At 66.8% G+C, this 19169-nt stretch carries 24 protein-coding genes; 2 read left to right on the top strand and 22 right to left on the bottom strand.

What is annotated here, in order from left to right; all coding sequences use genetic code 11:
• Positions 1-19: 19 nt before the first annotated feature.
• The 5 genes from K8P10_RS05350 to K8P10_RS05330 are packed head-to-tail and all read right to left on the bottom strand — an operon-like array spanning position 20 to position 2806.
• A complete protein-coding gene (locus tag K8P10_RS05350) occupies positions 20-313 on the bottom strand; it encodes a hypothetical protein (protein WP_224780772.1) in 294 nt (97 codons plus the stop codon).
• On the bottom strand, positions 313-831 hold the full coding sequence (locus K8P10_RS05345) for a hypothetical protein (protein WP_224780771.1): 519 nt from the start codon (positions 829-831) through the stop codon (positions 313-315). The genes K8P10_RS05350 and K8P10_RS05345 overlap by 1 nt, the downstream gene beginning before the upstream one ends.
• 45 nt (positions 832-876) lie before the next feature.
• Positions 877-1713: a polyphosphate kinase 2 gene (ppk2, locus tag K8P10_RS05340; RefSeq protein ID WP_224780770.1), complete on the bottom strand. Its 837-nt coding sequence runs from the start codon at positions 1711-1713 to the stop codon at positions 877-879.
• A 9-nt stretch (positions 1714-1722) separates the two neighbouring features.
• Positions 1723-2064 (bottom strand): branched-chain amino acid transporter permease, encoded by a 342-nt coding sequence (locus tag K8P10_RS05335; RefSeq protein ID WP_224780769.1) that lies wholly within the window; start codon positions 2062-2064, stop codon positions 1723-1725.
• Positions 2054-2806: an AzlC family ABC transporter permease gene (locus tag K8P10_RS05330; protein WP_224780768.1), complete on the bottom strand. Its 753-nt coding sequence runs from the start codon at positions 2804-2806 to the stop codon at positions 2054-2056. Before K8P10_RS05330 ends, K8P10_RS05335 begins: the two co-directional genes overlap by 11 nt.
• 63 nt (positions 2807-2869) lie before the next feature.
• Between K8P10_RS05330 and K8P10_RS05325 the strand changes: the two genes are divergently transcribed.
• A complete protein-coding gene (locus tag K8P10_RS05325) occupies positions 2870-3322 on the top strand; it encodes an Lrp/AsnC family transcriptional regulator (protein WP_224780767.1) in 453 nt (150 codons plus the stop codon).
• Positions 3323-3327: 5 nt separating this feature from the next.
• Here K8P10_RS05325 and K8P10_RS05320 read toward each other — a convergent pair whose 3' ends face one another.
• The 17 genes from K8P10_RS05320 to K8P10_RS05240 all read right to left on the bottom strand — a co-directional run bounded on the left by K8P10_RS05320 (position 3328) and on the right by K8P10_RS05240 (position 17834).
• The gene (locus tag K8P10_RS05320; protein WP_224780766.1) at positions 3328-4677 is read right to left on the bottom strand and encodes a deoxyribodipyrimidine photo-lyase; all 1350 of its coding nucleotides are present in this window, start codon (positions 4675-4677) and stop codon (positions 3328-3330) included.
• Between the two features lie 50 nt (positions 4678-4727).
• Positions 4728-6953 (bottom strand): catalase/peroxidase HPI, encoded by a 2226-nt coding sequence (gene katG, locus K8P10_RS05315; protein WP_224780765.1) that lies wholly within the window; start codon positions 6951-6953, stop codon positions 4728-4730.
• 85 nt (positions 6954-7038) lie between these two features.
• Positions 7039-7524 (bottom strand): Fur family transcriptional regulator, encoded by a 486-nt coding sequence (locus K8P10_RS05310; RefSeq protein WP_224780764.1) that lies wholly within the window; start codon positions 7522-7524, stop codon positions 7039-7041.
• A 38-nt stretch (positions 7525-7562) separates the two neighbouring features.
• Positions 7563-8585 carry a CNNM domain-containing protein gene (locus K8P10_RS05305; protein ID WP_224780763.1) on the bottom strand — a complete coding sequence of 341 codons (1023 nt, stop codon included), beginning with the start codon at positions 8583-8585 and terminating at the stop codon, positions 7563-7565.
• Entirely contained in the window at positions 8582-10048 is a 1467-nt protein-coding gene (locus K8P10_RS05300; protein ID WP_224780762.1) for a hemolysin family protein, read from the bottom strand. The genes K8P10_RS05305 and K8P10_RS05300 overlap by 4 nt, the downstream gene beginning before the upstream one ends.
• Positions 10049-10283: 235 nt before the next feature.
• Positions 10284-10658, bottom strand: coding sequence for a hypothetical protein (locus tag K8P10_RS05295; protein WP_224780761.1), 375 nt, complete (start codon positions 10656-10658; stop codon positions 10284-10286).
• 6 nt (positions 10659-10664) lie between these two features.
• Positions 10665-11261, bottom strand: a complete 597-nt coding sequence (locus K8P10_RS05290; RefSeq protein ID WP_224780760.1) for a hypothetical protein — start codon at positions 11259-11261, stop codon at positions 10665-10667.
• Positions 11258-11830: an RNA polymerase sigma factor gene (locus K8P10_RS05285; protein ID WP_224780759.1), complete on the bottom strand. Its 573-nt coding sequence runs from the start codon at positions 11828-11830 to the stop codon at positions 11258-11260. Before K8P10_RS05285 ends, K8P10_RS05290 begins: the two co-directional genes overlap by 4 nt.
• A gap of 143 nt (positions 11831-11973) precedes the next feature.
• Positions 11974-12147 carry a CsbD family protein gene (locus K8P10_RS05280; protein ID WP_224780758.1) on the bottom strand — a complete coding sequence of 58 codons (174 nt, stop codon included), beginning with the start codon at positions 12145-12147 and terminating at the stop codon, positions 11974-11976.
• Positions 12148-12208: 61 nt separating this feature from the next.
• Positions 12209-12826 carry a hypothetical protein gene (locus K8P10_RS05275; RefSeq protein ID WP_224780757.1) on the bottom strand — a complete coding sequence of 206 codons (618 nt, stop codon included), beginning with the start codon at positions 12824-12826 and terminating at the stop codon, positions 12209-12211.
• Positions 12823-13404 carry a DNA/RNA endonuclease G gene (locus K8P10_RS05270; protein WP_224780756.1) on the bottom strand — a complete coding sequence of 194 codons (582 nt, stop codon included), beginning with the start codon at positions 13402-13404 and terminating at the stop codon, positions 12823-12825. The genes K8P10_RS05275 and K8P10_RS05270 overlap by 4 nt, the downstream gene beginning before the upstream one ends.
• 1 nt (position 13405) lies before the next feature.
• Entirely contained in the window at positions 13406-13786 is a 381-nt protein-coding gene (locus tag K8P10_RS05265) for an NTP pyrophosphohydrolase (RefSeq protein ID WP_224780755.1), read from the bottom strand.
• Positions 13786-13974: a DUF2273 domain-containing protein gene (locus tag K8P10_RS05260; protein WP_224780754.1), complete on the bottom strand. Its 189-nt coding sequence runs from the start codon at positions 13972-13974 to the stop codon at positions 13786-13788. Before K8P10_RS05260 ends, K8P10_RS05265 begins: the two co-directional genes overlap by 1 nt.
• Positions 13971-14474, bottom strand: coding sequence for an Asp23/Gls24 family envelope stress response protein (locus K8P10_RS05255; protein WP_224780753.1), 504 nt, complete (start codon positions 14472-14474; stop codon positions 13971-13973). The genes K8P10_RS05260 and K8P10_RS05255 overlap by 4 nt, the downstream gene beginning before the upstream one ends.
• 163 nt (positions 14475-14637) lie before the next feature.
• Positions 14638-15924: a sugar ABC transporter permease gene (locus tag K8P10_RS05250; RefSeq protein ID WP_224780752.1), complete on the bottom strand. Its 1287-nt coding sequence runs from the start codon at positions 15922-15924 to the stop codon at positions 14638-14640.
• The gene (locus K8P10_RS05245; protein ID WP_224780751.1) at positions 15921-16697 is read right to left on the bottom strand and encodes an ATP-binding cassette domain-containing protein; all 777 of its coding nucleotides are present in this window, start codon (positions 16695-16697) and stop codon (positions 15921-15923) included. Before K8P10_RS05245 ends, K8P10_RS05250 begins: the two co-directional genes overlap by 4 nt.
• Before the next feature lie 69 nt (positions 16698-16766).
• A complete protein-coding gene (locus K8P10_RS05240) occupies positions 16767-17834 on the bottom strand; it encodes a sugar ABC transporter substrate-binding protein (protein ID WP_224780750.1) in 1068 nt (355 codons plus the stop codon).
• Between the two features lie 184 nt (positions 17835-18018).
• Here K8P10_RS05240 and K8P10_RS05235 point away from each other — a divergent pair, with 184 nt between their 5' ends.
• Positions 18019-19164, top strand: a complete 1146-nt coding sequence (locus tag K8P10_RS05235; RefSeq protein WP_224780749.1) for an ROK family transcriptional regulator — start codon at positions 18019-18021, stop codon at positions 19162-19164.
• Positions 19165-19169 lie beyond the last annotated feature (5 nt).

Genomic DNA, 19169 nt, shown 5'->3' with positions numbered 1-19169 from the left:
GCGCAACCGGTCGAAATCCTCACCCCATGAGATGGAGTACGTCGAGCTGCATCGCGGCAGCCCCGCAGAGCCCGGCCGCGAGCAGCAGCAGGCGGATCCCTCCGGTCCTGCGCCTGCCCAGCCAGAGCGCGACGACGAAACCGATCGGCGGTGCGGCGATGCCGGCGATGAGCGCGATCCAGGCGGTCGTGCTCAGCGCGTCGCCGAGGAACCCGACCATGCCGAGGAGGTTGCCCACCGCTGCGACGGAGGCGTAGATGTAGAGCGCCGTGATGACCGCGGCGGTCGCCCATCCCGAGATCTTCGCGGCCATTAGAGCGCCCCTCCGCTCGAGACGAGCATCGGCACCGGGACCAGCAGTATCGCGCCTGCGATGAGCGCCACGGCCAGGCGGCGCGTCGACCGGCCGCGGTTGAGGAGAACGGCGCTGAGGAACCACAGCGCCGGGGCGACGGGCGCGGCCCAGAACACGACCTGCTGCAGTGCTCCGCCGATGACGCCGCTGTTCGCCGCAACGGCTGTGTTCACCCCGCTGTAGTACTGAGCCCACGTCATCCAGACATAGGTGTACATGAGATACAGTCCGCCGATCACCCCGAGGAGGACGAGCGCGCCGTTGCTGAGCTGCTGGCGAGGTTCCGGTGCCGACTCGATCTCGTCGAGATCGCGTACGGATTCGGCTTCGCCGGTTCCGGACGCGACGACTCCTGGTGCCTCGGGTGAGAGCGCCACGGGCGGGTCGGGGGCCTGACCCTCCTCCTCGACGGTCCAGCCGCTCGCGAGCGTGCTTTCACGAGGCTCACGAGGCTCACGTGGGGACTTGTTCCGCATGCGCTCCAGCCTAGACCGGCCCGGCTTGGAGCACGGTGCGCGCGGTCACCGCTCGAGCGCAGCTGCGACGTCCGCGGCGTAGAGCAGATCGTCGCGATTCGGTCGCACGTAATCGGTGTCTCGCTCGGCGGGGCGCTCGGGGATCTCGATGCGCGCCGGCTCGACGTATCGCCAGGGGATCCGCTCGAGGATGTCGTGCATGACGTTGATGCGCGAGCGCTTCTTGTCCTCGCTCTCGACCGTGACCCAGCGCGATCCGGGGAGGTCCGTTGCCGCGAACATCGCGTCCTTGGCCCGCGAGTACTCCTCCCACCTGGTGATGGACTCCACGTCCATCGGTGACAGCTTCCACCGGCGCATCGGATCCTCGGCCCGGGAGCGGAACCGTGCCTCCTGCTCGGCGTCCGACACCGAGAACCAGTACTTGATGAGGTGGATACCGTCCTCCACGAGCATGCGCTCGAACGCCGGCGCTTGCCTGAGGAAGCGCAGATACTCCGGCTCCGTGCAGAACCCCATGACGCGCTCGACTCCGGCCCGGTTGTACCAGGACCGGTCGAAGAGCACGATCTCTCCCGCGGCAGGGAGGTGCTCGACGTAGCGCTGGAAGTACCACTGCGAACGCTCGCGGTCCGTCGGCGTCGGCAGCGCGACGATGCGGGCGTGCCGGGGATTCAGATACTCGGTGATCCGTTTGATGGCGGATCCCTTCCCCGCCGCGTCGCGCCCCTCGAAGACCAGGCACACCCTGGCACCCGAAGCGATCACCCACTGCTGCATCGCGACGAGTTCCGCCTGCAGGCGGCGGAGCTCGCGTTCGTACGCGCGCTTCGCGAGCTTCCGGGGTCTGGTGCCTTCAGGCACGGCTTCGTGCTCGTTCATACTGGGATCCTATGCCCCGGCGGCCGCGACCGCTGATGACAGCGCGACGTACACTGCCGTCCCGCTGAAGATGCTCAACGTCGCACTCCCCCGCCAGAGCTGCAGCCCGACGGTGATGGCGATGCCGAGCACCGTCGGGCCGAAGTGCATCACCTCGGTCGGATTCACGTCGCGGACCGTGTACAGCGCGAGGATGAGCATGATCCCCACGGGCATCCGCGCGCCGAGGTAGGCCAGGAGCTCGCTGTCGCGAAGCGGCGCGAGCATCCCGAACGGCACGGCACGCATCGCCCAGGTGATCGCCGCTGAGATCAGGATCCCCGCCAGCAGGTACGAGTGCTCAGCCGACACGGCGCGTCCGTTTCGTCAGTGCGTATCCGCACCCCAGCGCCAGCACGAACAGCCCCATGGCGATCATGAGCATGTTCTCCGGTGATACGAGCAGTCCAACGATCGCGCACCCGAATGCCAGCGCCGGGGCCGGTAGCGACCTTCGCACCTTGTAGGCTTCGACGCCGAGCACGACGAAAAGCGCTGTGAGGGCGAAATCGAGACCGACGACCTGCGGCGGGATCATCGTGCCCAGCCCGGCCCCGATCGTGACGAACAGCACCCAGAGGAAGTGGAAACCGGCCTGAATGGTCAGGATGCGCGCTCGGGTCCACCCGTGGGCGGCGGGCGTCGCCGTCAGAGCGTACGCCTCGTCCGTCAGCGCGAAGGTGCTGTATGCCTTCCACCCCCGTCCAGTCACACGGTGCAGCGGGAACGAGAGAGCATAGAAGACGTGCCTGAAGTTCACGATGACGGCGCTGACCGCGATCTGCGCGAGCGGCGCCGCGGCTGCGAAGAGTCCGACGAGGAAGAACTCGAGGGAGCCGGCGAAGACGATCGCCGCGAGCATCGTCGCCCACCACCACTCGAACCCCGACTGCACGACCAGCACGCCGAGGGCGAGACCGAGCGGGATCACAGCAAGCCCCGCCGGCAGCACCGTCCTGGCCCCCGCAACGATCTCGTCGCGCCGAGCGGGTTCGATGGCTTCGCGCTCGGGCGCCGCCTCCGGGCGGCGAGTCTGTGGCGAACGTGAACTCATACTGCAATGGTAGGGAATTTCGACACTCACAGGGTTGCCGAATCGGCCTGATACTCTCGAAAGATGAGCAATGATCATCGCATCGATGACCTCGATCACGCAATTATTGCCGAGCTGCAGCGAGATGCTCGACTCAGCAACACCGAACTGTCTCGTCGGGTCGGCCTGACCCCTGCCCCGTGCCTGCGCCGCGTGCAGCGCCTGGAACGGGACGGCGTCATCGAGGGCTACCACGCCAAGGTCGATCCGAAAGCTGCCGGACGCGGATTCGAGGTGATGGTGGCGATCGACATCGCGATGAACGATCGCAAGACCATCGAGGATTTCGAAGCGGCCGCCGCCGCCGTGCCCGAGGTGGTCGAGATGCGCCGCATGCTCGGACAGCCGGACTACTACCTGAGAGTGCAGGTCGCCGATACCGAGGCCTACGAGCGTCTCACCCTCGACACGCTCTCCCGGCTTCCGGCGGTCCACCGGCTGCTCTCGCACCAGACGATGCGCCTCGTGAAGGGCTAGGCGAGTCAGGCGCCCCCGCTGATCTCCCCAAATGCCGCAAGCGCTCGCTTCCGGCTCATCTGCAGATCGATGAGCGGGGCGAGCATCGCGCTCTCCGGCGCCCAGCGAGCGACGTACGCGCCTTCCGGGTCAAACTTCTGCTGCTGAGTCTCCGGATTGAAGATGCGAAAGAACGGGGCGGCATCCGCCCCGCAGCCCGCGATCCACTGCCAGTTGAACGTGTTGCTCGCGAGATCGGCGTCCACGAGCGTGTCCCAGAACCAGGCCTCGCCGATCCGCCAGTCGAGCAGCAAGTTCTTGGTGAAGTACGACGCGCAGACCATGCGGACGCGATTGTGCATGGTCCCGGTTTGCCAGAGCTCCTGCATCCCCGCGTCGACCAGCCCCATTCCGGTGGTACCGAACCGCCAGGCGCGAAGCACGTCCCGATCCGGCTCGGCCCAGGGGAAGGCGTCGAAGCGAGCGTCGAGGTTCTCCGTCGGCATCTCCGGTCGGTGATACAGCGTGTACCAGGCGAAGTCGCGCCAACCGAGTTCGGAGAGGAAGGTGGCCCGATCGCCGCGCACAGCGATCGTGCGATGCCAGACCTCTCGTGGGCTCATCTCACCCCACCGCAGGTACGGCGAGAGGCTCGAGGTCGCGGACACCGCTGGAACGTCCCGCAGACGAGCGTACTCAGCGGGTGACCGTTCGAGGAAGTCCTCGAGCACCGTATGCGCTTCCGCCTCACCCGGGGTCCAGCGCGCGGCGAGTCCCGCCGACCAGTCCGGTGCAGCCGGCAGCAGCCCCCACGCCACCAGCTCGTCCGATTCGGGGACGGAGGGCGGTCCCGAGCGTGCCGCTCGATCCGTTCGCGGTGCGGGAAGGGGCGCTGCGGGCTCATCCGCTGCGAGGCAGGCCCGCCAGTAGGGCGTGAATACCCGATAGGGCGAGCCCTGCTGCGTGGCGATGGTCCACGGTTCGCGCAGAACGTTTCCCGGGAACGAGTGCGCGTCGACGCCGGACTCCCTCAGTCGCTGCTTGAGGTCGGCGTCGATCGTCCGCTCCGCGGCACCGTATCTGCGATTCCAGGAGACCCGGGTGGCACCGGCCTCTGCCACGACTTCCGGGACGACCTTCCGCGCCGGCCCCCTGCGGAGCACGAGAGGGATGCCGATCTCGGCGAGCGCAACCGTCAGTGCCTTGAGCGAGTGATGGAGCCACCACCGCGCTGCACCGCCGATCGGACGCACCCCTGGCGACTCCTCATCGAGCACGAAGAGGGCGACGACGTCGTCGTCGCCCTCTTCCGCAGCGTTCAGTGCCGGGTGGTCCCCGATCCTGAGGTCATCGCGGAACCACACCACCGTTGTCATCACTCCATGGTAGAGAGTGTGCGATGGCGACGCGATCCCACTCGGGTGACCTAGCGGATGTCGAACCGATCCAGGTTGGCCACCTTCGCCCAGGCATCGACGAAGTCGCTCACGAATTTCTCCTGCGCATCGTCACTCGCGTACACCTCGGCCACCGCTCGGAGCTCGGAGTTCGAGCCGAAGACGAGATCGGCGCGCGTACCGGTCCAGGAGGGCTGGCCCGTCGTCTCATCGGTCGCCTGGAACGTGCGGGACTCGTCGTCCAGCGGACGCCAGGTGGTGTTGAGATCGAGCAGGTTCACGAAGAAGTCGTTCGTGAGCGCCCCCGGACGGTTCGTGAGCACGCCGTGCCGCGAGCCGTCCCAGTTCGTCTCGAGCACGCGCAGGCCACCGAGCAGCACGGTCATCTCGGGCGCCGACAGCGTCAGGAGATTCGCGCGATCCACGAGCAGGTGCTCGGCTGGCAGCCCGAGCGCACGCTCGCTCTCGTAGTTGCGGAACCCGTCAGCCGCGGGGTTCAGGTACTCGAACGACTCGACGTCGGTCTGCTCCTGAGTGGCGTCGGCGCGCCCCGGAGCGAAGGGGATCTCCACCTCGTGGCCGGCAGCACGCGCCGCCTGCTTGACGCCGACGTTACCCGCGATGACGACGAGGTCCGCGAACGAGACCCGCTTGTCTCCCGCCGACGCGTTGAAGTCGCGCTGCACTCCCTCGAGCACCTCGATGACACGGGCGAGCTGCTCGGGACGGTTGACCTCCCAGCTGCGCTGCGGCTCGAGACGGATGCGACCGCCGTTCGCGCCGCCCCGCTTGTCGCTGCCTCGGAAGGACGACGTCGCCGCCCACGAGGTGCTGACGAGCTCCGAGACCGTCAGACCGGCATCTGCGATGCGCTGCTCGAGCGACGCCACATCGGCGGCATCGATCGGGGCACCGTCTGCCGCGGGGATCGGATCCTGCCAGAGCAGGTCCTCTGCGGGAATCTCGGGGCCGAGGTAACGGGACTTGGGGCCCAGGTCACGGTGCGTCAGCTTGAACCATGCGCGGCGGTAGGCCTCCGTGAATGCCTCCTGGTCGTCGCGGAAGCGCAGCGAGATCTCACGGTAGATCGGATCCTCGCGGAGCGACAGGTCGGTCGTGAGCATGCGGGGCTCGCGACGCCCGCTCCCCTGCGCCATCGGCACCATGTCATCGCCGCCGCCATTGGTCGGGCGCCAGTGGTAGTGGCCGCCCTCGCCGGTCGTGAGCTCCCACTCGTAGGCGAACAGGATGTGGAAGAACTCGTTGTCCCAGCGAGTCGGGTGGTAGGTCCAGGTGACCTCCAGGCCGGATCCGATGGCGTCGTTTCCGCTGCCGGTGCCGTGTCCGCTCTTCCAGCCGAGCCCCATCTGCTCGATGGGAGCCGCCTCCGGATCCTCCGAGACGTGGTCGCCCTCGGGCGCCGCGCCGTGGGTCTTCCCAAAGGTGTGGCCGCCAGCGATGAGCGCGACGGTCTCCTCGTCGTTCATCGCCATGCGTCCGAAGGTCTCGCGGATGTCGTGCGCCGCCTTCACCGGGTCGGGCTCGCCGCCCGGACCCTCGGGGTTCACGTAGATGAGACCCATCATGGTCGCAGCCAGCGGGCGGATCAGCTCACGATCGCCCTCGTACCTGGCGTCGTCGCCGAGCCAGGTCTGCTCGGAACCCCAGTAGACGTCGTCGTCCGGCTCCCAGACATCCGGACGACCGCCGGCGAAACCGAACACGGGCATCCCCATCTGCTCGTGGGCCACATTGCCAGCGAGGATCATGAGGTCGCCCCAGGACAGGGACTTGCCGTACTTCTTCTTGACCGGCCAGAGGAGTCGGCGGGCCTTGTCGAGAATGACGTTGTCCGGCCAGCTGTTGAGCGGTGCGAAGCGCTGCTGGCCCGTGCCGCCGCCGCCGCGACCATCGAAGACGCGGTACGTTCCCGCCGAGTGCCAGGCCATACGGATCATCAGGGGTCCGTAGTTGCCGAAATCGGCTGGCCACCACGGCTGCGAGTCGGTGAGCAGTCCGGCGATGTCCTGCTTCACCTGGGCAAGATCGAGGGCCGCGAACGCTGCGGCGTAGTCGAAATCCCCTCCCTGCGGATTGGCGACGTCGGGATTCTTCGCCAGCACCTTCAGGTTGAGCCGGTTCGGCCACCACGTGGCGTTGCCGGTTCGCCCTCCTGCCGGCGCGAGCCCCTCACCGGGTGCATTATTGTCGGGTGCACTCGAGTGGTTGACGGGGCACTTACTCTCTTCGGTCACTCTCAGTTCCTTCCTTCGTTGGGGGGTGAGTCAGTCTGTACGCATGTGGTGTCAGCTCCGATGCGGTATCGGCGCCGATACGGCGTCAGTGCGCCTGCGCTGCGGCGCCGCTGGCCTCGCACTCGCGGCACACGCCACGGAACGTGACGGCCGCTTCCAGGAGGCGCATGCCGTGCGCGTGGTCCGGGGAGAGGCACGGCGCTTCGCCGACGACGCAGTCGATGTCTTCGACGCGTCGGCACACGACGCACTGAACGTGGTGATGGTTGTCGCCAATGCGGGTCTCATAGAGCGTGCTGTCGGAATCGGGCAGGCTCACGCGTCGGAGCAGACCGTGTTCCGTCAGGTCGTGCGCGATGTTGTGCACGGACTGCAGCGTGAGCGTCGGCAGTTCATCGGCAAGACCGGCGTGAACTTCGCCGGCCGAGCTGTGCGGGTGCGCGGCGAGGTAACCGAGCGCCGCGACGCGCCCGGCAGTGCTGCGCAGCCCGGAGGAGCGGAGCGCTGCGCTCCACTCCTCCGGATCCGGCACGCCAGCACGACGAGTCTCAGGAGTCTCGGTGCGGATCATGGGCCCCACCCTATCGCTGTTTTGAATGATTCAAAACCCTAAAGGTTGAGACTCGATCCCCGCGGCATGATCCTGCGCAGGATGTCGGCCACCGTGAGCACACCCACGACCCGATCGCCCCGCACGACGACCGCGAGCTGCTCGCCCGCTTCGCGCAGCGTACTGAGCGCCTCGTAGACCGGCGCGTCGGCCGAGAGGATCAGGGGCTCTCGCACGTGTTCCGCGGCGGGAACCGCCTCGGGCTCGAGCAGGAGATCGCGCACGTGCACCACGCCAGGCACCCCGGCTCCTCGCCTCAGCAGCACGCGCAGATGACCGGTGTCGGCGGCGACCCGGCGCACATCGCCCGCCGTCGCCGTCGCCGGTACGGTCGTGGCGTCGACTGAGTCCTCCCGGACCATGTCCTCGACCTTCAATCGCTCGATATCGAGGACGCGCGAGAGCTGCGAACGGAAGGACGCATTGAGCGTGCCGACCCTGCCCGAGTGCTCTACGAGCTGTCGGATCGTCGCAACGTCCTGTCCTCCGGCAGCGTGCCGCTCGGCCGGCTCAACGCCGCTCGCGACGACGAGCCGGTTCGCGATTCGGTTCATCCACACGAGCAGCGGCCGGAAGATCCAGGCCAGCGCCCGCGACGGCACGCCGATGATCTTCGCGGCGAACTCCGGATGCGCGATCGCCCACGACTTGGGCATCATCTCGCCGATCACGAGGTGCAGGAACGTCACGACGAGGAGCGAGAGCACGAATGCCGACACGTCGGCCACCTGCACGGCCAGACCCCATGACGCGAGTGCGGTACCCAGCGCTGCGTCGACTGCGGGTTTGGTGATCGCCCCGAGCGCGAACGTACACGCCGTGATGCCGAGCTGGGCTACGGCGAGCATGAGGGTGAGCTCGTTGACCCCCCGCAGCGCTGCACGCGCAGAACGGCTCGTCTTCGCGTCCGTTTCCAGACGATGCTGGCGTGCACCTAGCAGTGCGAACTCGATCACCACGAAGAATGCGGTGAGGACGATCAAGGCAACGGTCGCACTGATGACGACGACTGGCTGGTTCATCGACGGTCCTCCCCCTCGTGCGCGGCGCCGACGGTGCGCTGCTCCGCATCGTCCTCGCACGACCCCGGTTCGGCCCAGGCCTCTTCGGCGACGCCCTCGGGGTTCTCGGTGTCTTCGACCTCGATGACAGCGACGCGCAATGCATCAGGCACGTGCTTGGAGATCCCGAGCACTTCCACCTGCAGTTCCCTGCGGACCGGTCGGGGCAGCACGAGGTCGGCCGGGTCCTCCGGCAGCGGCACGCGAACCGTGTCGCCAACCTCGGGGAACCCCCGATCCGCGGAGATCACGAGGCCCGCGAGGGTCTCGTAATCGCCCTCGGGGAGATCGTGTCCGATCGCCCGCTGTACCTCGTCGAGGTGCACTTCGCCGTCGACCAGCCAGGTCCCATCAGACTCGGCGACGATCGCGGCAGGTGCGTCGTCGTCGTGCTCGTCGGTGATCTCGCCGACGAGCTCCTCCGCGAGATCCTCAGTGGTGAGCACCCCGGCGAACCCGCCGTACTCGTCGATGACGCAAGCGAACTTGGCGTGCGCTTCACTCATCTCCTCGAGCGCGTCGGGGAGCGGCATGAGCGCCGGCACGAACAGCGGCGCGCGCATGATCTGCGTCACCCGAGCCTCGTCGGGGAGGTCGGTGCGCAGTAGGTCGACGAGCTGCACGACGCCAATCGGCTCGTCCTCATCATCGACGACGGGGTACCTGCTGTGCTCGTGCGCCATGAGGGCGCGCAGGTTGCCGAGCGTGGTGTCGGCATCCACGACCGCGACGCGGGAGCGGGAGATCATCGCATGCTCGACGTCCTCATCGGGGAAGTCCAGGACGCGATCGATGAGCATCGACAGGTTGTCGGGAAGGTCGCCGCTCTCTCGGGAGTCCGCGACGGCTCGCTTGAGATCTTCCGGAGAGGCACTGGAGTCGACGTCGTGGACCGGCTCAACGCGGATGAGGCGGAGGAGACCGTTGGCCGCCCGATCGAAGACCGTGATCAACCATCCGAAGAGCAGCAGGTAAATGAGGGTCGAGCGGGCGAGCCCGCGTGCCAGCGATTCCGGAGCGGCGATGGCGAGGTTCTTCGGGTACAGCTCCGCGAAGATCATCTGGATCAGCGTGGCCGCGATCAGTGTGAAAACGGTGCCTGCCGTCACGCTGACGGCGGCCGGGACGCCGACGCCGCCGAGCAGCACGCCCAGGGCTTCACCGATGAGCGGCTCTGCAACATAGCCCACCAGGAGGCCGGTCACAGTGATGCCGAGCTGCGCCCCGGACAGCATGAACGAGGTGCGCTTCGTCACGGCGAGCGCGCGGCGCGCGGCGGTGTCACCGGCCTGCGCGCTCGCGGCGAGCCGGGATCGGTCGACCGACATGTACGCGAACTCTTGGGCGACGAAGTAGCCGTTGAGCGCGATGATCACGAGGACCACGATGATGCCGACGATAAGTGTCAGGACTGCCGTCAGCACGGGAGATTCACCCCCTCTGCGAGGGCGTCGCGCCTGCTGGGCGCGGATCGCTCTAAGCGATCAGGAGTTTCGGTACGGCGGCAACTATGACTCGGGCCGTCAGATGACGACCCGGACTCAGGGGCAGAACCCATGTGTCGGCTTCACTCTCCAGTGCGTGGAAGTCGGGCAGGGGTTCCAGAATACACAGCTCGCACCGTCGAACTCGTCGGAGCGAAGAACACTCGGCGTATGCTCAGCGGCGCACAGGGCGCGATTGCGAACGATCATCCAGGTGCACCACCGTGAGCTGGAGAATCGGGGCAGGGCGATCGGCGAGCGCAAATAGAGCTGCGAGCGCTTCGGTCAGCTCGCCGAGGGTCTCCAGCAAGGGCCGCGCCGATGAGACACCCACTGACACCGTGATCTCGGCCGCCGCTGAACCGTCGACAACTCGCACGCGTGCACTGGGAGCCTCCGCGCCCCAGGCCGAGGCGCCCAGCGCGACCGCACGCGACAGCACGGAACCTGCAGGGTACAGGTTCGTGACGCCCACAACGCTGCACAGCACATTCTCGATCTCTTCGATGCTCGGAGCGACCGGCATAGCGTTCTTCTCCTTTTCACTCATGACTTGCTACTCACCGCCTCTGGCCTGCAGGTCCACGACGTCGATGTCGATCCCTTCAACGTTCAATTGCGTGTGCTCGGCCAGCCGTTGCGCGATCTCGTCGCGGAGGGCGTCGACCGCCGCTCCAATCGGGTACCCGTAACAGATACTGACTTCGATCTCAACGCTGACCGGAGCCAGCGGTACTTCCACGTCACCTCGAATGCGACAGCGACCGATCAGCGCCCCGGGCACCACGGCATCGGCTCCGCGGACGAGCCCGCGAACGGCCCCCTCGGTGAGACCGAAATCCCCGTCGGCACCCGGGACCTCGAGCGGGATCCGCCGTCCCGGTCGGGAGTTGGGCGGGATCTGAGACAGAATGCGATCGATCCAGAGCTCGTCAGCAGGGGGCTCTGCCTCGACGTCGGCTCGAAGCATTTCACTGCGCACATCTCGCAGGCGCTCGAGAGCCTCAAGAGCGATGCGGCACGACGGGGAACTCTCGATGCGAGCGTTCCGTGGCACTCTGCCGGCTTCGACGTAGTCACTCAGCTCTTCGAGGGTGTACCCGTCGAAGTCCTCGACCTCCAGCGAGTCGGGCAGTTCGGGTTCGCGAGTCATCGCCACGCCTCCATCCGCACAATAATCGATTTCCGTGCCCTGGCTATCAGGCCGCGCACTGTGGACACCGGGACACCCAGTTCGGTCGAGATCTCGCCGTAGGAGAGTTCGCCGAGTTCGCGGAGCACCCAGCATTCGCGCTGCTCATCCGGCAACGACCTGAGTGCCTCACCCAGAGCCCGCAGTCTCTCACTGTTCTCGGCCATCCTGGAGGGGCTGGCCTCGGCATTGGTGGGCAAGTCCACCCCGTCGAGGTCCGTTTCACGACCGGCTCTGCGAATCTGGTCGATGCACCGGTGACTGACCAACCGCATCAGCCACGACTTCACTTTGTTCGGGTCCCGGAGCTCGGGAAGTCGGTGCCAGGCCGCGACAAACACTTCCTGCACGATGTCGTCGACATCGGCACTCCCAGAGAGCATGCGTCGCGCATAGGCGCGCATCAACGGCGTGTAGCGGCGTACCAGCACACCGAATGCCGCGACATCGCCGTCTACGCATCGGCCGACAACGATTCGGTCTTCAGAATCATCGAGATTCGTTGAGACCCTGACGGTTCCATCGAGCATCTGCCCACCCCCATCGCCGCACTGACGACACCTGGCTCACTTGATCGGCGACGTCCCCTGCGGTCAGCGTATCGCCAGACAGGAGCGGTGCGGAGACCGCGGACCATATTCTCAGTCTCCGCACCGCGCCCAGCGAGTGAGGCCTACTTCTTGAACGTGTCCTTTACGTCCTCGGCCGCCTCGCGGGCATCACCCTTAACCTGATCGGCCTTGCCCTCCGCCACCAGACGCTCGTTGTCCGTCGCGTTGCCGACGGCCTCCTTCGCCTTGCCGGTCAGCTGCTCAGCTTTCGCCTTGATCTTGTCTTGTGCACTCATGTTCGTAGTCCTTTCGTGAGGATGTGGGTGGAGATGCCCGGTCGCCGACGGCGGCCTGGCGTTACAGGACCCGTGCCGGGGGAGCCGCGATGCGCGACCGCAAACCAGCATGGATCGAGACGTACACGAGGTTCGCCGACCCCGTGAGCGTGGCGAGATTGTTTGCGAGCGACGTGACGGTGTCGGCCACCTCTCTCGGAGATACCCCGGACCGAGGCGTGACGCGGACATGCAGCACCTCTTGCCCACGGTAGCGTCCGCCCGAGATCTTCGCAGAAACGATCTCCGAACGCTGCGCGAGCGACTGCTGCAGCGCGTCTGCGGCGAAGCTGTCGCTGATCACCACGCGACCGAGCTCGTCCTCCCGCACCGCGATCCGCACGCGGTCGCGCCGCCGTCGGGTGAGCATGCGGACCATCACGGTCACGCAGATCAGCACGACGATGGCGCACGCGGCGACCACGGCGACATCGAGCCACGTCACCGCGGATGATGCTGTGATCACGGTGCTGCTCTGAGCGGACTGAGCGGCTTCGATCGCCGCTCTGCCGGCACTCGCCCAGGCCTCCCCGATCGGCGCGACCAGCACCGATGTGGCGGCGAGCGCCCCCGCGGCGAGGAGAACGACGCCGACGATGAACAGGATGGCGCGGTTGAGGCCGCGGTTCACGTGGTTCATGCCGGCTCCTTCTCTCGTGCGGCGACCACGTATACGCGGACGCGCGGTTCTCGTTCGAGTCCGATCCGCGACAGCTCGCGCGCCGCCGACTCAGACACCGCGGCGCGGTCCACCTCGACGCCGAACGACGGGCGTATGGTGACATCGACGACCCGGTGCCCCACTCCGACACTCACCTCGCGGCGATCGAAGCTCAGGTCGTTCGCGACTCCCTGTGCGATCGCCGAGGCGAGCGCACCGTTGTCGACGAGGATCGCCGGCCCCTCGTTCTGCACCCGCTGTTTCGCGAGCCGGCCCGGTGCAAGCGCGAGAAACACGCAGGCGATCCCGACGAGCCCGACGACAACGGATCCCGCGACGATCGCGACGACCTGTCCGTTCTCGGGGAGCTCCGCGAGCCATGTGGCCATGGCTCCAGGAGGCGCGAGGAGCGCCGGGAGCTCGAGGGAGCGGAGGATGGTCTCCGTCGCGACCCACGCGAGCGCCACGATCACGAGGACCAGCACGATCGCCGCGGCGATGGCGCGTGAGGAGTGAGACTCCCGACGCACGACGCGTTCCAATACCTGTTCGCTCATGTCATCTCACCCGCTTTCTCGCGGCGACGATCGCGCCCGTAATGGTGACGGCGACGCGATGAACCTCGCGGCCCGTCGCAGCACCGACGCGGTTCTGCAGTTCTGCCTGAATGGCGGACACGTGATCGAGGAGGTTCGTGTGCTCCGCGATCGCCGCGTCGTCTCCGAGGTCGGGGATGCCGAGCTTGGCGTTCACACGAAGCGCGAGCCCTCCTCGCCACTCCCCCAGGTCGACGCTCACGTCGCCTCGCGGAACGCCGACGACGGCCGCAGCCGTTTCGCGCGCCACTTTCTCGAGCACCTGCTCGCGCACTCGCACGCGGCCCGGAACGGCTGGGGACCCGTCGCCGCCCTGCACAGGCAGGCCAGCTTCGGGAGTCATCACGAGCTCCTACGGCCGGTGAACGCCCCGAAGATCGCGTTCGCGTTGGTGCGTCCGCTGGCCAGTGCGCCGATGAGGGCACCCACCACCATGAAGACGGCGACGAGCAGGAAGCCCCAGAAACCAAAGAGGAGCGCCGCGATCGCGAGTGCGGCGCCGATCAGTGCGCCGGTTGCCACGGGATTCATGAGACACGCTGCTCGGTGTCGTCCTCGTGATCGTCACCTGGCAGGTGCACGTCGTTGACGTCCACATTCACCTCGACGACCTCGAGCCCGACGAGTCGTGTGATGGCATCGGTCACAGATACCCGCACATTCTCAGCGACGGTCTGGATCGGGGCGGGGTAGTCGACGACGATGGTGAGATCGACCGCAGCCTGGGTTTCGCCAACCTCGACCTTCACACCCTGCGTGAGATCCGTCGCATTGATGGCGTCGCGGATCGCACCGAACGCCCGCGCTCCGCCGCCGCCGAGCGCGTACACGCCGGAGACCTCGCGTGCTGCGATCCCCGCCACCTTCGCGACGACATCGTTGGCGATCGTAGTGCGACCGGTAGCGTCGATGTCGCCCTGAGTCTGGGGCGTCGCCGGCCGATCGACGCGACCGACCGATGCGGGCGCCTTCGCCGCCGAGGAGCCTTCACCGGCACCGGCAGCCTGAGTGTTGACCTTTTCGTTCGACATGTGCAGTGTCCTTTCGTGTGAGAAAAGCGATGCGCCGACTAATGCGGGCCTGCGCACCGTGCGCTCGAACTTCGCGCTACACATAGGACGGACGCCGCACGCGATTCGTCACAAATTCGTCGAACTTTTTTCCTGCCGCCGGAGACGCCCTGCTCGCCCGCCCTCAGAATCTGCCGCTGCTCCGTCTCGCCCGTCGCGACAGCGAGTCGATCGTCACCGCGAGCACGAGCACGGCACCGGTCACGATGTAGCGGACCTCGGCGGCCACCCCGATGAGATTCAGGCCACTCGTGATCGACTGCAGCACCAGCATGCCGAGGAGCGCCGCGAACACCGAGCCGCGTCCGCCGAAGAGACTCACCCCGCCAATGACGGCCGCGGCGATCGCCATGAGGTTCGTGTCGGTGCCGCCGCTCGACTGGGCGACGGACTGGAGGCGGCCGGCTGCGAGCACGCCTCCGAAGACGGCGAACATCGAGCACAGCGCGAACACGCTGAGGTAGACGCGGTTCACCGCGATACCGGCTCGTCGTGCCGCCTCCTCATTGCCACCGACGGCGTAGACGTGCCTCCCCCAGGTCGTGCGGCGGAGCACCTGATCCATGATCACGATGATCACCACCCAGAGCAGCGGCATGTACCCGATGCCTCGATCGATGTTCAGGTAGTAGGCCAGACCCCCGATCGCCGCCATCATCAACACGGCCCGGATCCCGATGGACAGCGTCGTCGGCGCCGACAGGCCGTTCTTCCGTCGTTTCCGGATCGCGAGCATGCGCAGTCCGAAGTAGAGCAGACCTGCCACGACGGCCAGTGCGTAGGACGCCCAGTCGGGCAGGAACCAGAAGTTCGCGAAGTCGATGATCCAGGAGTCGCCGGGCAGGTTCACGGTGCCGTTGGAGCCGAGCACCCAGAGCTGAACACCGAGGAACGCGAGCAGACCGGCGAGTGAGATCACGAAGCTCGGTACCCCGAATCGGGTGTAGAGCAGTCCGTAGAGCGAACCGATGAGCAGACCGCAGACGAGGGCGGCCAGCATGGCGGTGAGGAGCGGCCACCCCTGGTAGACGAAGAGGACCGCCATGATCGAACCGCCGACGCCGCTCACCGAGCCGACCGACAGGTCGATCTCTCCGAGCAGAAGCACGAGGACGATCCCCACCGAGATCATGCCGATCGTGGCGGAGTCGAGGCTCAGCTCCACCAGGTTCCTCGAGGACAGGAATCTAGGGTTCAGGAAGTAGAAGATGCCCCAGATCACGACCAGTCCGACGAGCACCGGAACCATGCCGAGGTCTCCGGATCGCATCCGTCGGAGGAAGCCGCGCAGCAGCTCGCCTGGCGACGAGTCCTCGACGAGACGCTCATCGCTCCGGTCTGCGAACGCTGTGGGAGGGAGCGCCGTACTGTTCACGGTGTTCGTGCTCATGGTCTCAGGCTGATCGGTCATGCGTGCTTCTCCTTTGCGGCGCGCTGCGCGACGACGTTGTCGGACGCTCCGGTGATAGCGGCGACGAGGTGTTCCGTCGTCGCCTCCTCGATCGTCATCTCCGCCGCGTTCTTGCCGAGCCGCAGCACGATGATGCGGTCCGCGACGGCCTGGACATCCGCCATATTGTGGGTGATCAGTACGACGCCAAGGCCGTTCTCGCGCAGGCGCTCGACAAGATTCAGCACTTCGGCCGTCTGTGCGACGCCGAGCGCCGCCGTCGGCTCGTCGAGCATGACCACCTTCGGGTTGCCGACGAGGCTGCGGGCGATGGCCACGGTCTGCCGCTGGCCGCCTGACAGGGAGGCGATCGGGATCCGCACCGAGGGGATCTTCGCACTCAATTGCCGCAGCAGCTGCCAGCTGCGCGCTTCCATCTCGACTTCGTCGAGCACACCTCCGACCGTCTCCTCCTGGCCGAGGAAGAGGTTGGCGACGACGTCGAGGTTGTCGGCGAGCGCGAGATCCTGGAAGACCGTCGCGATCCCGAGTTCTTTCGCCTGGCGCGGGCCATTGATCGTCACCCGCTTGCCGTCGAAGATGATCTCGCCCTCATCGGGCTGGTAGACGCCCGACATGATCTTGACGAGCGTCGACTTGCCGGCGCCGTTGTCGCCGACGAGCGCGACGACCTCGCCGGGAGACACGTTCAAATGGACGTCAGTCAGCGCCTGGACGGCGCCGAATCGTTTCCCGACCGCTGAGAGCGTCAGAACGGGAGGGGCTGTCGACATCGATGTTCCTCGTTTCGAGAGAGTGACGGTGGTGCAGGGCGGGCGCCCGAAGGCGCCCGCCCGTGCCGATCAGCTCAGGCCGGCGGCCGCGCAGGCGTCGGCGTACTGGTCGGTGCAGATCTGGTCGACGGTGTAGAACTCGTCTTTCACGACGGTGTCCTTCACGTTGTCCTTCATCACGGCGATCGGATCGAGGATGTAGGAGGGCACATCCTGGAAATCGGTCGTGTCGCTCGGCGTCTCCCCGTTCAGCAGGTCGACTGCCAGCTGCGCGGCCTGCTCAGCCTCGGTCTTGATGGGCTTGTAGACCGTCATGTACTGCTCTCCGGCGAGAATGCGCTGGATGCCCGCGAGTTCGGCGTCCTGACCGGTGATCGGCGGGTACTCGCTCACGCCTGCGGCCTTCAGCGCGGCGAACACGCCGCCGGCCTGCCCGTCGTTCGCGGCATAGACGCCCGCAAGATCGTCGGGGTCGATGTTGTTCAACTGGCTGCTCGTGAACTGCTGCGCGTTGTCCGGGCTCCAATCGGGGTTGTCGTACTCGGCGACCACGTTCAACTTGCTCTCGTCGATGACGTTGTGCGCTCCCTGCTTGAACTGGGCGGCGTTCGGATCGGTCGGCGCTCCGTTGAGCATCAGGATGTCGCCCGAATCGCCTGTGGCATCGACGAGCGCCTCCCCCTGCAGCTCCCCGACGCGTTCGTTGTTGAACGAGATGTAGTAGTCGGCACCGGTGATGAATCGGTCGTACGCGACCACCGGAACGTCGGAGGACTGCGATGACTTCACGATGCCTTCGGCCGACTTGCCGTCGACAGGGTCGAGCACGAGCACGGAAGCACCGTCGGTGATCGCCGACTGGGCCTGCTGCTGCTGCTTCGACGCGTCCTGATCCGCGTTCAGGTAGTTCACGGTGCAGTCATCGCAGAGTTCCTTGACCTTGGCCTCGAACAGGGGCTTGTCGAAGGCTTCGTAGCGCGTGGTCTTCGTCTCGGGCAGCAGCAGAGCGATCGTCTTGCCGCCTTCGCCGCCGTCGCCCGAAGCGTCGTCGGCGGAATTCGCCGCGCACGCCGTGAGACCAGCGGCCGAGATGAGTGTGACCAATCCGAGTGCGGCGGTGCGGGATATACGGTTCACGGGTTTCCTCCCCATTGAGTGAAATGTGCGCCCGCATGTCGAATCGCGTACGGGCTCGATCCACAGTGTGCGCCGCTCAGGCGTTGCCGTCAAGGGTCGAAGACAAAACTGCCAAAACTTCCACGAATTCTGACTTTTGTGTTTAGACCTTGACGCCAAAGGCAAACTGCGCGACAGTACGGTCATGACGAGTCCACACAGTTCGGCGGCCCTGCGCGACCGGAACCGCAAACTCGTCTTCGACGCGCTCAGATCGTTCGGCCCCTCCGGCGAGGCCAGCCAGGCCGACGTAGCCAGGCACACCTCGCTGGCCCCCGCGACGGTCTCGACGAACGTGCGGGAACTCGAGGCCGCGGGCCTTATCACCGTCACAGCCGGTGCCGGCCGCCGCGGAGCGGTACTGCGCATCGACCCGGGCGCAGGGATGGTGGGCGGGATCGACTTCGGTCACTCGCACGTGCGCGTCTCGCTCGCCGACCTCGGAGGGACGATCACCGCGAGCGCGACTGCGCCGATCGCAGACGATCACGATTCGAACGATGGCCTCGCGCTCGCGAACGACCTCCTCGACGGCCTGAGAGCCCAGGCCGATCCCTCGCTCACCCTGCACGCGATGGGCGTCGGTCTCCCCGCCCCCATCGGAGCGAACGGGGTGATCGACTCCGGCTCGATCCTTCCCGGCTGGGTCGGCATTCACGCTCGCGAAGCCGTTCAACGGCGATTCGGAGTCCCGACGATCGTCGACAACGATGCGAACCTCGGTGCACTCGCCGAGTTCGCCGTGGGCGCGGGGCGACCGTACTCGTCTGTGGCGTTCATCAAGGTTTCGTCGGGCATCGGAGCCGGTATCGTCCTCGATGGACACATCTTCCGCGGCGGCATCGCGACGGCGGGCGAACTCGGACACCTCACCATGCAGGAGGACGGACCGCTGTGCCGCTGCGGCAGCCGCGGCTGCCTCGAGTCCTACGCCGGGGGCGCCTCCCTCGTGCGGCAGTACCGCACCATCGCACCGGACCTCACGGTGTCGGAGTTCGTGGGTCGGGCGACCGACGGCGACGTCGGCGCACGTCGGCTCATCGAGGATGCGGGGCGCCATCTGGGCCGTGCAGCCGCCTCGCTCGCCCAGATCCTGGGCCCCGAGGCGATCGTGGTGGGCGGCGACCTCGCCGAGGCGGGCGACCTGCTGCTCGACGGCGTCCGCGAAGGACTCCGGCGTCACGCTCTCGAATCGATCGCCGCTCACACCGCCGTCGTGCAGGCGGACCTCGCGGATCGTTCAGCAGCCATCGGGGCCGTGCTCATGGCGCTCGAAGCGGTCGACGTCTGACCGGC

Source organism: Leucobacter sp. Psy1 (genome assembly GCF_020096995.1).
Taxonomy (GTDB): domain Bacteria; phylum Actinomycetota; class Actinomycetes; order Actinomycetales; family Microbacteriaceae; genus Leucobacter.
Note: the sequence above shows the minus strand (reverse complement) of the source record. Positions and strands in the feature narration are given on the sequence as shown.

Coding starts and splice junctions, on each gene's coding strand:
- K8P10_RS05310 (WP_224780764.1), bottom strand. CDS start 7,524: ATGATCCGCACCGAGACTCCTGAGACTCGTCGTGCTGGCGTGCCGGAT.
- K8P10_RS05270 (WP_224780756.1), bottom strand. CDS start 13,404: ATGAGCGAACAGGTATTGGAACGCGTCGTGCGTCGGGAGTCTCACTCC.
- K8P10_RS05245 (WP_224780751.1), bottom strand. CDS start 16,697: ATGTCGACAGCCCCTCCCGTTCTGACGCTCTCAGCGGTCGGGAAACGA.
- K8P10_RS05320 (WP_224780766.1), bottom strand. CDS start 4,677: ATGACAACGGTGGTGTGGTTCCGCGATGACCTCAGGATCGGGGACCAC.
- K8P10_RS05235 (WP_224780749.1), top strand. CDS start 18,019: ATGACGAGTCCACACAGTTCGGCGGCCCTGCGCGACCGGAACCGCAAA.
- K8P10_RS05325 (WP_224780767.1), top strand. CDS start 2,870: ATGAGCAATGATCATCGCATCGATGACCTCGATCACGCAATTATTGCC.
- K8P10_RS05350 (WP_224780772.1), bottom strand. CDS start 313: ATGGCCGCGAAGATCTCGGGATGGGCGACCGCCGCGGTCATCACGGCG.
- K8P10_RS05260 (WP_224780754.1), bottom strand. CDS start 13,974: ATGAATCCCGTGGCAACCGGCGCACTGATCGGCGCCGCACTCGCGATC.
- ppk2 (WP_224780770.1), bottom strand. CDS start 1,713: ATGAACGAGCACGAAGCCGTGCCTGAAGGCACCAGACCCCGGAAGCTC.
- K8P10_RS05285 (WP_224780759.1), bottom strand. CDS start 11,830: ATGCTCGATGGAACCGTCAGGGTCTCAACGAATCTCGATGATTCTGAA.
- K8P10_RS05290 (WP_224780760.1), bottom strand. CDS start 11,261: ATGACTCGCGAACCCGAACTGCCCGACTCGCTGGAGGTCGAGGACTTC.
- K8P10_RS05280 (WP_224780758.1), bottom strand. CDS start 12,147: ATGAGTGCACAAGACAAGATCAAGGCGAAAGCTGAGCAGCTGACCGGC.
- K8P10_RS05275 (WP_224780757.1), bottom strand. CDS start 12,826: ATGAACCACGTGAACCGCGGCCTCAACCGCGCCATCCTGTTCATCGTC.
- K8P10_RS05250 (WP_224780752.1), bottom strand. CDS start 15,924: ATGACCGATCAGCCTGAGACCATGAGCACGAACACCGTGAACAGTACG.
- K8P10_RS05265 (WP_224780755.1), bottom strand. CDS start 13,786: ATGACTCCCGAAGCTGGCCTGCCTGTGCAGGGCGGCGACGGGTCCCCA.
- K8P10_RS05345 (WP_224780771.1), bottom strand. CDS start 831: ATGCGGAACAAGTCCCCACGTGAGCCTCGTGAGCCTCGTGAAAGCACG.
- K8P10_RS05330 (WP_224780768.1), bottom strand. CDS start 2,806: ATGAGTTCACGTTCGCCACAGACTCGCCGCCCGGAGGCGGCGCCCGAG.
- K8P10_RS05305 (WP_224780763.1), bottom strand. CDS start 8,585: ATGAACCAGCCAGTCGTCGTCATCAGTGCGACCGTTGCCTTGATCGTC.
- K8P10_RS05295 (WP_224780761.1), bottom strand. CDS start 10,658: ATGAGTGAAAAGGAGAAGAACGCTATGCCGGTCGCTCCGAGCATCGAA.
- K8P10_RS05255 (WP_224780753.1), bottom strand. CDS start 14,474: ATGTCGAACGAAAAGGTCAACACTCAGGCTGCCGGTGCCGGTGAAGGC.